The following is an 11,561-nucleotide window of genomic DNA, read 5'->3' as shown; positions in this document are numbered from 1 at the left end:
AATCACTGAAAACAAAAAGGGCGGCAAAATTATTCTTGCCACCCTTTTATATTTTGTTAGGGAACTTATTTTGCTAATGAGGCAATTTGTTCGGTACCTGTTACTGGTGAACTTACTTTAGTTTTCATTGCAGCAAATCTGTCTAAATTTAATTTAGGGGTAGCTCCCATTACTAAGATGTGTTCTCCGGTCGCGCCGCTTAATTTTAAATCTGCATGGTCTTCAATTACGGTGTATAGGCTTTCTGTATTTGAATTGATCTCAGCAGTAGCGTTTCCGTTTAAGAATAACTGAAGATATTTTGCATCCAATTTGCCAGCGGTTTTTACCACTGCATTTTCAGTAGCCTGCACTCTATAGATGTTGTTTACATTAACAGTAATCTTAGCTGTATTTCCATCAACCGAACTGATTTTTAATGCATGTCCGTCCTGGATCACTTTTACTTTACCGGTATTGTCATCATTATAGCTTACACTTTCTTTTTTTCCTTGTACCAATGTAATTTCTACATTTCCGCTTACAATAACCTGGCTGATGTTTTTAGGTGCCGACATTTTGATAGGCTGTTTCTCATCAGCCATTACACTTGTTGAGAAAATAGCAGAACTTAAAACGATAGCTGCCAATACTGATTTTGTTAGGGTTTTGATTGAAGTTTTCATAATGCTGTGTTTATATTTTTAAATAATATTTTGTGATTGTTTTTGTAGATAAGACGCCACTAACCACGAAACGTTGCAGCAGAAAACTGTCAATTATACCAACACAGCTTAATTCTCGACAAACGGGTATAAAAATCGGGTGAAAAAGCATTCATTTTCCCAACGAATCTATGCAGATAGTTTGATTTTCCGGATGCGTGCTCACTTAAGATCTCAAAAAATAACCAATTCGCGAGGTGATTTAGCGTGAGTTTGGGGCATAATTTCGTCGCAACGAATGGAAGATAGGGTTTGTGTAATAGTAGAATCTCATTCCTATTTTCTTGTGGAAAGAATCACCATGGTGATGTTATTTTTGCATAAAGCTGTTAGGATAGCCTTACAGTGGTTGCTTTTGCATCCAACTAGGCCATAGCGCAGTATCTCCGTTCTACTTAAATCCGGCCTAATAAATTTTTCGGGTTACACCGACCAAGCCATACTACTGACTTGAAAGAAAACGGCGAAGCCTTCATGAATACCGCTGAAGGCTGCGAAAACAGATGAATAAATTTTCAGCCGACATTTTTTAATGGTTTTCTATTGTTTTCATTGGTATTAATGAGCTCGGCAATGCCTCGGTTTTGATTCTTTTTGATGCCAAAAAGAAAGAGCCCTTCGGCGAGCCGATGGAGGACTTGCAGAAGGAAAAAACATCAGATTGATTTTTATAAAATAAATTACCTTTATTATGTATTATGGTCGAAGGTCTCCCTAGCGGTTTCAGGATGACAATTCTATATTTGTGATGCAGCCTCCTGTTAAATGCGATTACTAAAATTTAATCGATAGTTTTTCAGAAACAAGAACATTGTTTTTGTAATACTCGAAGAACCAATTTCCATTCTTTTTTAAAACTATCCCGTTCGTGTTGCCCTTGTTCGAAATATAAGAATCCTCAACTGAGGTTTTTAGCAGGGTCATTACGATTTTAGGCGTTGCATCAATCAGTTGGTAGCCATTGCTTATGGGCTGTGCATATAATAGTGCTTCCTGTGCTTCTGTTTTGACTACAACTGGCTCATTAACAGGTAAAGGTGCCGTTTTAACTTCGACATTGGCATTGGCTGACCCTGCGTTGGTTATCTCCGTGGGCTTATCGGCTGCATACTTAAAATCGTTAAAGGATGTCAGTGCCTCTTTCAATGCCATATTATACGAGGTTTCATATTCTTTCTCCCTGCTTTTGCCTGGCTTGCTCTTCATGACTATCGCCCCTCTACAATCTTTAAGTAAAAGGGTAATATTAGTAACAAACATGGTATTGTTTTCCTGCAGATCTGCAACCAGGGCCTTACATCTGTCGGTTGCAATTTCTTGAGGTATTTCTACATTATCAAAATACACGGTAAAGCCTTTTTCCTCAAAAAATGCCTTGATCGCGGTATTTAGGCCATATCTGTTAATCTGTTTGAGAAAACTGAATTTCTCGGGCACAATGATGTATTTATAATTGCCAGTATTAGATTGTGCCTGAACTGAAAAAGAGATCACTAAAAGGACAATAAAGAGGTACCTTCTCATAACGGTTAATGGAGTTTGGACAAGACTCGGCTCAATTTATAGAATGAATCGGATAAAATCAAATTTATCGTTCAGCAATATAATCCCTGTCAATTGCTTATATCTAGAACAATCGATTGAATTGATCTGATACAGCAAGTCAAAAAAGAATAACTGTTTACCATAATTCGTTGCATTAATCAATTCAATTGTTTATTATTATGGCGATTAATGATCATAATCTAATCATAACGCTGCATTTGTGGCGTGTAATAAAACCAAATATTCCAGAAAAATGGAGGAGCGCCAACTCATTAAATTAGAAGACTGGTTTAAACCCCAGCCTATTTCCTGCTTGAAGATTGTAACCAAAGATCTAAATAAATTACCTGCAAGGCCCCTGGTTAAATTACCACCAGCATTATTGTTTACAGATGGAAATTTTCTCAATTGAGGCCCTTTTTTATCCAAAAATCAAAACCAATTTTAACCTAAATCTGAGTATATGCTTAACATTCAAACCACAAAACTATTTTGGGCAAGCTGCCTAGCATTATTAGTCACCTCCCTTTCCTTTGGCATCCGTGCCGGGATAATGAACCAGCTCGGTATCGATTTTCAACTAAGTACTGCCCAATTAGGCACCATAACAGCTGCTGCTTTCTGGGGCTTTCCACTGGCCATTGTGGTTGGAGGGTTTGTGGTTGATATAATCGGTATGAAACGTTTGCTGATCATGGCTTTTATTTTTCACCTGGCCGGAATTATCCTTACCGTTTTTGCCCAGGGCTATTGGAGCCTGTTTTTATCTACCCTATTGATCGGTATTGCCAACGGTACTGTAGAGGCTGCCTGTAATCCATTGGTAGCCGCTTTATATCCCGAGAATAAAACCACCAAATTAAACCATTTTCACTTGTGGTTTCCCGGAGGTATTGTAATTGGTACATTACTGGTTACCCTGTTTGTTCAGCTTGGACTTGGATGGAAAGTGCAGGTAGCCATGATGATTATTCCTACTTTGATTTACGGATACCTGTTTTCAAGGCTGGATTTCCCGGTTACCGAAAGGGTATCTTCTGGTTATTCGAGCTCAGATATGTATAAAGCAGTATTTTCTCCCTTGTTTATCTTTATGTTCATCTGTATGTTCGGTACTGCTATTACCGAGTTATTTACAGGTCAATGGATAGGTTTATTGCTTAAAAATGTAACTGATAATGCCATTTTACTGCTTACCCTTACAACCGGGATCATGGTTATTGGCCGGGGTTTTGCCGAGCCCGTGGTGCATCGCCTAGCTCCTCAGGGTGTACTGCTCTTATCTGCAATATTTGCTGCCGCCGGACTTTACATGCTAAGTACTTTTACCGGTAATTCGGTTTTCTTCGCTGCAATCGTTTTCGGTATAGGAGTTTGTTATTTCTGGCCAACCATGATCGGTTTTGTAGCCGAAAATGTTCCTAAATCAGGGGCACTAGGCTTAAACCTGATGGGAGGTGCAGGGATGTTTGCTGTTTCTATTTATACCATTTTTATGGGTAGTTTTTACGATAACCTTATCGTTAAACATTTGCCAGCCGGAGCATCTTTAGATACCTATTTAAAAGCTCCTGAAAATTCTGAATTTGCGCAGGCGCTTTCTAACGCCAAAAACCTGGCCGGTCCTGAAATTCTGCGTGCTACACTGATTATTCCGGTAATATTAATTGTAGCTTTTGGCGGGTTGGTGATTTACATGCGTTCCCGGAAAAAGAGCAGTGCCATTGCCGCTAATTAAAAGATAACAACTTTATAAATTTCGGTGTTAATGCAAGAATAATATCTGCAAGTTTATGATCTTAAATTGATTATAAACTTGCAGATATTTAGTTTTTCGGGGAGGACCACTGTATTATCCTTCCATATTTTAATTACAACAATGAACTGCCTGGGGGGCACTCATATGGAGCTTTGCCTGCTTCAAAAATCCTGGTGTATTCGCTGCCTTCTGTTGTGATTTTGTTATTTAATATCCTGATCCAATTGCCTTCACGTAAGCCTATTACCTTTGTCTTGTTCTGAATTAGAAATTCCATAATCCTTGTTTCACGTGTTTCGCCATTGTGTTTTAACTCAGGGGTTGGGTCAAGATAATGGGGATTAAGGTTAAAGGGAACCAGGCCCATACACTCAAAAGAGGCAGGATATACGATCGGCATGTCGTTGGTGGTTTTCATATTCAGGCCACCAATGTTGCTGCCGGCGCTACAGCCCAAATAAGGTTTACCCTTTTTGATATTTTCGCTCAGTATACCCATCAATCCGAGCTCGTGCAATGTCTTTACCAATAGAAAAGTATTGCCACCACCAGCGAAAAAGCCTTTAGCAGCATTAACGGCTTCAATAGGATCTGCAAACTCATGCAGGCCTTTTACATTGATATTGAGTTTAGCGAAAAAATCTTTAGCTTTTGAAGTATATTCTTCATGCGAAATACCTCCGGGTCTTGCAAAGGGAATAAATATAATTTCGTCTATGCCCGAAAAGAGCGTAAACAGCTCATCTTTCAGGTATTCCAGGTAATTGCCGCCAAACAGCGTAGAGGTAGAAGCAAGGATGACATTCATTTTGTTTTGCTTAATAGGCAATTATAAGCTTTTTTGCTGAAAAATTGTCCTTTGATTCAATAACGGTATTTCGTACTGATTGCCACACACGATATAAAATTGAACTTAGTAAGGTGCTTGAATGTAATAGAGGATATTGAAAAAAACACGATGAGAACTAGTGCTGTGGATCTGATACTGTGGTTGCAGAAAGATATTTTCTTCTTTCATTTAGCCATTCCTTCATTTTTGGGAAAATATATAGGATTGCAAATGCCAATATAGAAATGAGGACCTGTAAAGAGAGGTTGATCTTTGTTACCGGGTGAATATCAACTTCTCCCATTACCACGTACAAGCGGTATATACTTCTTATAATGATCAGGATCAACAAGTATTTACTCCATTCGAACCTTCGTTTGATAAGGATAAAAAGAAAATAGCGCGCGATCAGTATAGCTATAAAAATAACCAGTTCTTGCGTGCTCTTATAATCGTAGAAAAACAAGTTTACTATCCCGATTAAAAAAGTAATTAAAATAAGATTTGAAGATAAGGAATACTTATTCTTCATTAATTTAAAATTTATCACTTAATTAGGTTTAGGGCGACAGATTGTACAAATGTCTTGATAATTTTTTAATTAAGGTAATTTTGATTGTCAAAGAAATCTTAACTGTTGATATTTGTCAATGGTGGAATAGTTATTCAAAAAAAAGCGGATTGCCAAATTGCAATCCGCTTTATGTTATTGATCTGAATTATATTAAGATTTAATTACACGGTCTTTGACCTTTAGGGCAGGGTTACCTTGGTAAATGGAATAGGCCATTAACGTTTGGGTAGCCACACTGCCCATCGTTAAAACGGCATGGCTGCATAGGGTTACCCCCGGGCATACCTTTGCCGTAGCTCCAATCCATGCTCCTTCTTCCAAAACGATAGGTGCCACCATTAAATCAAAATTTGTACTGCTAAAGTTGTGATTACCGGTGATCAATACTGCTTGCTGTGATATACAGCAATTTTCACCGATAGTAACACGCTCTAAATTTTCGATGTAACAATCTGCTAGCCAGCTATAATTGCCAATCTCCAGTTTCCAGGGATATTTAATATGGATGCCAGGTTTGATGCGTACTCCTTTACCTATTTTGGCACCAAATAACCTTAACAATGCCACCAATACTGAACTAAAGGGAACCACACGGCTTTTAAAAAACAAAATATCTGTAAAATACCATAGTAATTGCTTCATGGTATTAGCCCCAACCTTAAAACCGCCGGTATCAAAATTTTTATGGAGTCTGGTTTTTAACAAAATCTAACCTTTACTATTTGAGATTTGCTTACTGTTATTTTTGATCCAGAAATATAACATGGTAAACACGCAGACATATACAATAACATTAAAAACTTCGTGATGGTAAGTGAAATTATGTCGCTGCGATTTAAAGATACCAAGAAGTACGCCCAGGCCTGCTATCCGGAGAATATTTAGAATATAGATCGCAATGATGCCAATCACGAGCATTTTAAAGGTCGATTTCCAGGAAGCAGGAAAAGCCAGTACAAACGCCGCCAAAAAACTCATAACTCCTAGCCCAAGGCAGGAATAGTTTACCCTTAAATATGGGCCCGCAACGACCATTACATCCATATCGTTATAAATGGCATAAAAGCCAAAGAGTTTGATGATCCATACTGCAGGAACAATCAGGGCCGATTTTAAACCTTGTATATAGTTAAAATGTGTGAAGAGATAAGCATTGTAATACTTCGAACTTGGAGTCATTACACTATTCATAAACAGGTTGCCCTGGCTGAACAGGATATAGAGTAAAAATAGAGCGATTAAAAATTTAACAGCCTTTTTATTGGCCTGTTTTTTAGCTTCTTCTTGGGTCATAGTTATCGGCAATTTATATTTTACCTGTTTTGTTTCAACAAAATTTTAATCTTTTTATCTACCAGCTGTCTGAACCAGAAACTCTGCAGATAATGAAATTTAATGCCTGTTGCACCTTCAAAGATACCCAGTTTAAAAAACATTCGGTAACTAAAATAGAGATAGGGTCGAAAACCAAGCGGGAGTTTCCACCACAGGCGTTTTAACCAGGCACGTTTTTCATCAGGGCTGCCCAGTAAGTTGGGCTTAATACGCTGGATTCTTAATTTTTGCATCCTTTCTATTTCTTCCTCAGCAATCAAATCGCTGTAGCGCTCGTGTTTGCTTTTCCAAAAAGCAATATCATTTTCTTTCAGGTTTTCTTCCAATAACCAGCCTTTTTTCCATACTTTGGTTTTCCCGTGAACGATAAAACGGTGATCCATATTTTCGTTCAGATCCGAAAAACCAATACCAGTTCTGAACATTTTTAAAAGATAAAAAGGATAGAAGGTACCAAACCGGATCCATTTCCCCTGAAAAAAATTTTTCCGGTTAAAATAAATGCCGTTAATATCACGATGTTCATCGTTATTAAAATTAGCGAGCATTTCAAAAAGCTCAGGGGTAACTAGCTGATCGGCATCCAGGCCAATGGTCCAAGGTGTGGCGATCTGAAAGTTTTTTAAGGCATAATCCCACTGTTTGGGGTGGTTTTCGAAAGGGTTTTGCAGCACTTCTGCGCCATAAGTGGTAGCGATTTCGAGGGTTTTATCGGTGCTGCCACTGTCTAAAATATAAGTTTTAGCATTCAGGTTTTTGATCGATTCCAGTAACCTTGGCAAATGAATTTCTTCATTAAAGGTAAGTATAACGAAACTGAAATTTTTGTTCATGCGATTTGATCGTTCAACCGGTGATTGAGTGATAGCTTATATGGTTTTATAAAATTCGAGGTATTCTTTGGCTAATGTGCCATCACTAAAATCCTTTCGGATAGTTAAAGGAGCAATGTTACGGATATTTTGCCTTTTTTCAGGATCTTGGTGTGCCGCTGTAATATTCTTTTTTATGGCTGTTGTATCTACAGCTGTAACCCAGCCGAGCGCTCTATCCTTTACATAATCTGATAAACCAACTTGCTCGCTAATTAATACCGGTGTGCCAACACTCAGGCTTTCTACCACTACGTTGGCAAAATTTTCGTTATAGGAGGTCAGTACAAGCAAATCATGCGTAGCCATAAGGGAATACTTATCTTCGTTACTGACCTGTCCAATCCAATAAATTTTATCGCTTAGCTTTAGTTCCCTTGTCAAAACTTTCAGGCTTTGTACGTATTGCCTTTCACCAGAACCCGCAATTGTTAATTTCCAGGAGATATCAATTGTAGACAATGCTTTGAATAAAAGTTCAAGGCCTTTCTTTTCTTCAATACGCGAAAGAAAAATAAGTTTAAAAGAATCATCAAGCCGACCTCTACCTTTTGCTCTGTGCTCCATGCTCGAAGTTTCTAAAGCTTCATAATTTTCCCCGTCAAGAGGCAAGCTAACTAAATTCGAAATCACCCTGATACTTTTTGGCTCTACAATCTTCAAAATATCTGTTTTCTCCTGTTCGCTGGTGGCGTGGATGTGGCAGTATTTTAATAACTGTTTCCCCATTAGTTTATGGATGATTCTTTTTGAAAAAGAATTCCTGTTGCCAAGTGAATAGGAGGTAAGCATTCCCCGTGGAGATAGAACCACTGGAATCTTATACCATTTTGCAATAAAACAGCTGAGCAACGAAACCAGATTCCACCAGGCGTGTATATGAATAATGAGTTTGGAGTTTAGGGTTTGGAGTTTGGACATTTCGATTTTATTCTCGCCCTGAGCACTCGGTTTGTCATCCTGAGCGCAACGAAGGATCTCTTTCCTTAATCCCCACAATAATCCCGGCGAAAAATGACTGTGATCTTTGCTCCACCGTTTAAAATAAGTAACAGTTACCCCTTCAACCAAAACTGGCACACTAGTTTTTACATCTAGTTCATTTCTGCCGTTGGCCGTAGTTGTTAATACCTGAAGGTTAAGTTCTTGTGCGTCTAACGCCCAACGCTTATTGCCTACCAGGACTTCACACAACTTCCCCACACTCTGTATTGGTCCGCCGTAAATGTAGGCTGGCTTATATGAAGCTGTAATGTGAATTATTTTCAATTTTTTGATTTAACACTAACCTTTTAAACCGCTAAACGCTTTAATCAAACACAGGCTTTAAAACCTTTAATGTTCTAAGTAAAATAAACAGAACCCACATAATTATATAACCCCAAAAGATGTTATTGAACATGAATTCGAAGTTATTACCCCGCCAAAGTCCCTGAAAAATGCTGTTGAACATAATGACACAGCCCAACTCATAACCACCGAATATTTCTTCAGCCTTATCTGAAAGGTGTTGTGCCAGCATGCCATAGAGCAACATAAAAAAGAAAACTCCGGGAATCCCCCAGCTTAAATAAGCATCAACAATTGGACGTGTTTTAGCTGAAACAGCCGACATTTTATTAGCTACCCCGGCATCATAAACCCGCTCCATCGAAACCGTTTCCATATTGGGTTTTCCTGACCATAAAGCTCTTGGAATCAATCCTTCTAAAGAATTTTCTACTATTTCCCAACCGTAATAAGGATGGTGATCAGGCACATAATCTACAAACTGAGTAAACATTTCTATTTCACTCAAGCGTTTCGTCATAAACCCCCAGTTCGTATCTTCAATTTGTTCCTCATTTTTTAAGTTTAAATTCTCAAATGCTTGATTTTGTGCCTCCTCTGCACTTACCTCCCCGCTCCAGCTTTGCCGAACGGTATTGTTGTACGTGGGCAAAAAGTAAAGGAGTACATAGGTAACAGGAAGCGCCAAATAAAGTATGAACTTTTTGTAATAAGGAAAAAATACGCAGGCAATAACGATGATGTTGATGATAATTGGTTCTTTATATCCCGATAAGGAAGCATGCAAAAAGTTAATGATGAAAATGCTTGCACCAATACTCAGGTATCTAATATTTTTGGTGTTAACACCTTTAACAAATAACACAGCCGCACATGAAATACCAACTATGGTAAGCGGGATAGCAATTTGGTTAAGTCCGGGGAAACGTTGCGCTAACGATCCGATTCCAAACACAATGATACTCAACCAGATTAAAAAATCGTCACTTTCAAAAGTTCTATTACTCTTAATCCTGATATTATTATTCTGAATCAATAGCATACCTGTCACCAATGCTGCGTGTGCTAGTAAGCTCATGCGCTGGCAACTCGCTATCAAAGCGGTTTGTTCACTTTCTTTAAATTGTGCGCCATAATTTACCTCGGTTAAATACCGGTACCCCAAGTGGTCCATGAAATAAAATATAGAGGTAGTACACATAAAACCGGCAAAAATGAGTTGAGTAAGGAAAATTGGCCGCATAATTTGTTTATGGATAGGCGAATCTTGATTGATAATTGCTGCAGGCGATAATATGGAGGTATAAAAGATAAAAAGAGAACCAAACCAAGCTACAAAATAGGATATGATCGAGCTATTGATTAATACATAAGAAACTAATACAGGAAAGTACAGCGTTAAGATAAGTTTTGTCGGTTTATTATGCATCAAATATCTTATAATAGACTTTTTTAATAGAATTGTTGATATTTATTTTCAGGCCTATAAAATTTGTTAGATTATATTCTTATGATTATTAAAAATGACCTCAAAACTATATTTTTTTATAATTCGCAAAGATTCTTCGGACATTTTTGTTCTTTGGTCTAGACTGCTCATCCCTATATTTAGAATAAAGGCAGCAAGTTTACTAATATCACCCACTGGATAAATATAGCCATTTGATTTCACAAGATCAGACGAACAACCCGTCACATCAGATACGATTAACGGCAGCCCGAAATTCATAGCTTCGTTTACAGAAAGTCCCCAGGTTTCTCCCAAATCTGAACACATTACAAATACGTCGGCTGCACAGTAATATTTGTAGAGATCAGATTGATTAATAAAGCCAGTAAATGTCACGCATTCTTGTAGTTCATTTACACGAACGTAGGCCTCCATTTCATCTCTCAGATCTCCTTCTCCTAGCATGAGTAAACTAGCGTTTGCGAGGTTTGCCAATTTAAAAGCTTTAATCAGATCGAGGGGTCTTTTTTTTTTGATATATTTTCCGCAAAAAAGTATTGTAAAATTATCTGGAGTAATGTTTAACAGTGTTTTGGCTTCATTTTTAGACAACAAACTCGCTTCCCGCTGAAATCTGGCATTATCGACACAGTAGGGGGCAAATATGAATTTTTTTCGTTTTTGGCCCAGCCGTAAATAGAACTTTTTGTTCTCCTGACCGATGTATAAAAACGTTCTGACAAATAGAAATAGAAAACGCAGATAGATGTGTTTGAGAAGGGTAGGAAACCTAGGCTTCATATCTTCTTGTATATTAGGTGTTTCTGCTCTTATTGCAACTTTATGGCCAAACAAACTAGCGAAAATTAGGGTAAGAACATGAGTAAAATAGCCCCAACCGTGAACTACAATCAAGCTTTTGGGTTCCTTGTAAAGTGCCCTTATTACACCCAGGTTTATTAATCCAAAAAAACCTCTATGGATAGATGCCCTAGGCGAATGATTTCTAAAAAACCTATATGAATATCCATCGAGCAGATCGATATCCCATTTGATTTTTTTATTAAATCCTGGATCATGGTTGCTCGATAAACTTTCGTCAGAACAATACCAGACCTCTAGATCACTAGCATTTTCTGACCAATATTTATAGAGCGGTGCAAAGTATTGTATGGGGTGTGAATTTAAGAATATTGTCTTCAA

Annotated in this window: 11 protein-coding genes; 1 reads left to right on the top strand and 10 read right to left on the bottom strand. The window is 37.9% G+C overall.

Annotated elements, in window-relative coordinates:
- Positions 1-65 precede the first annotated feature (65 nt).
- Positions 66-665: a GIN domain-containing protein gene (locus ACFSR6_RS07185; protein WP_379076908.1), complete on the bottom strand. Its 600-nt coding sequence runs from the start codon at positions 663-665 to the stop codon at positions 66-68.
- An 813-nt stretch (positions 666-1,478) separates the two neighbouring features.
- A complete protein-coding gene (locus tag ACFSR6_RS07180) occupies positions 1,479-2,228 on the bottom strand; it encodes a hypothetical protein (RefSeq protein ID WP_379076905.1) in 750 nt (249 codons plus the stop codon).
- Positions 2,229-2,712: 484 nt separating this feature from the next.
- On the opposite strand from ACFSR6_RS07180, the gene ACFSR6_RS07175 reads away from it, so the two are divergent.
- On the top strand, positions 2,713-3,987 hold the full coding sequence (locus tag ACFSR6_RS07175; RefSeq protein WP_379076903.1) for an MFS transporter: 1,275 nt from the start codon (positions 2,713-2,715) through the stop codon (positions 3,985-3,987).
- A 133-nt stretch (positions 3,988-4,120) separates the two neighbouring features.
- Here ACFSR6_RS07175 and pepE read toward each other — a convergent pair whose 3' ends face one another.
- The 8 genes from pepE to ACFSR6_RS07135 form a co-directional block, all read right to left on the bottom strand.
- Positions 4,121-4,816, bottom strand: coding sequence for a dipeptidase PepE (gene pepE, locus ACFSR6_RS07170; protein WP_379076900.1), 696 nt, complete (start codon positions 4,814-4,816; stop codon positions 4,121-4,123).
- Positions 4,817-4,973: 157 nt separating this feature from the next.
- Positions 4,974-5,369, bottom strand: coding sequence for a hypothetical protein (locus tag ACFSR6_RS07165; protein WP_379076898.1), 396 nt, complete (start codon positions 5,367-5,369; stop codon positions 4,974-4,976).
- Positions 5,370-5,561: 192 nt separating this feature from the next.
- On the bottom strand, positions 5,562-6,116 hold the full coding sequence (locus ACFSR6_RS07160; protein WP_379076896.1) for a WcaF family extracellular polysaccharide biosynthesis acetyltransferase: 555 nt from the start codon (positions 6,114-6,116) through the stop codon (positions 5,562-5,564).
- Positions 6,117-6,119: 3 nt separating this feature from the next.
- Entirely contained in the window at positions 6,120-6,704 is a 585-nt protein-coding gene (gene xrtY, locus ACFSR6_RS07155) for an exosortase Y (RefSeq protein ID WP_379076893.1), read from the bottom strand.
- 20 nt (positions 6,705-6,724) lie between these two features.
- Positions 6,725-7,579 (bottom strand): glycosyltransferase family 2 protein, encoded by an 855-nt coding sequence (locus tag ACFSR6_RS07150; RefSeq protein WP_379076891.1) that lies wholly within the window; start codon positions 7,577-7,579, stop codon positions 6,725-6,727.
- Between the two features lie 36 nt (positions 7,580-7,615).
- Positions 7,616-8,887, bottom strand: a complete 1,272-nt coding sequence (locus ACFSR6_RS07145) for an XrtY-associated glycosyltransferase XYAG1 (RefSeq protein WP_379076888.1) — start codon at positions 8,885-8,887, stop codon at positions 7,616-7,618.
- A gap of 40 nt (positions 8,888-8,927) precedes the next feature.
- On the bottom strand, positions 8,928-10,337 hold the full coding sequence (locus tag ACFSR6_RS07140; RefSeq protein ID WP_379076885.1) for an exosortase Y-associated Wzy-like protein: 1,410 nt from the start codon (positions 10,335-10,337) through the stop codon (positions 8,928-8,930).
- A 66-nt stretch (positions 10,338-10,403) separates the two neighbouring features.
- Positions 10,404-11,561: a glycosyltransferase family 4 protein gene (locus ACFSR6_RS07135; protein ID WP_379076882.1), complete on the bottom strand. Its 1,158-nt coding sequence runs from the start codon at positions 11,559-11,561 to the stop codon at positions 10,404-10,406.

Origin of the sequence: Pedobacter vanadiisoli, from assembly GCF_042684385.1 — a bacterium.
GTDB classification, from domain to species: domain Bacteria; phylum Bacteroidota; class Bacteroidia; order Sphingobacteriales; family Sphingobacteriaceae; genus Pedobacter; species Pedobacter vanadiisoli.
Note: the sequence above shows the minus strand (reverse complement) of the source record. Positions and strands in the feature narration are given on the sequence as shown.

What these genes read in the sequence shown, in the direction of transcription:
- ACFSR6_RS07185 (WP_379076908.1), bottom strand. Translation starts at nt 665, where the DNA reads ATGAAAACTTCAATCAAAACCCTAACAAAATCAGTATTGGCAGCTATC.
- ACFSR6_RS07180 (WP_379076905.1), bottom strand. Translation starts at nt 2,228, where the DNA reads ATGAGAAGGTACCTCTTTATTGTCCTTTTAGTGATCTCTTTTTCAGTT.
- ACFSR6_RS07175 (WP_379076903.1), top strand. Translation starts at nt 2,713, where the DNA reads ATGCTTAACATTCAAACCACAAAACTATTTTGGGCAAGCTGCCTAGCA.
- pepE (WP_379076900.1), bottom strand. Translation starts at nt 4,816, where the DNA reads ATGAATGTCATCCTTGCTTCTACCTCTACGCTGTTTGGCGGCAATTAC.
- ACFSR6_RS07165 (WP_379076898.1), bottom strand. Translation starts at nt 5,369, where the DNA reads ATGAAGAATAAGTATTCCTTATCTTCAAATCTTATTTTAATTACTTTT.
- xrtY (WP_379076893.1), bottom strand. Translation starts at nt 6,704, where the DNA reads ATGACCCAAGAAGAAGCTAAAAAACAGGCCAATAAAAAGGCTGTTAAA.
- ACFSR6_RS07150 (WP_379076891.1), bottom strand. Translation starts at nt 7,579, where the DNA reads ATGAACAAAAATTTCAGTTTCGTTATACTTACCTTTAATGAAGAAATT.
- ACFSR6_RS07140 (WP_379076885.1), bottom strand. Translation starts at nt 10,337, where the DNA reads ATGCATAATAAACCGACAAAACTTATCTTAACGCTGTACTTTCCTGTA.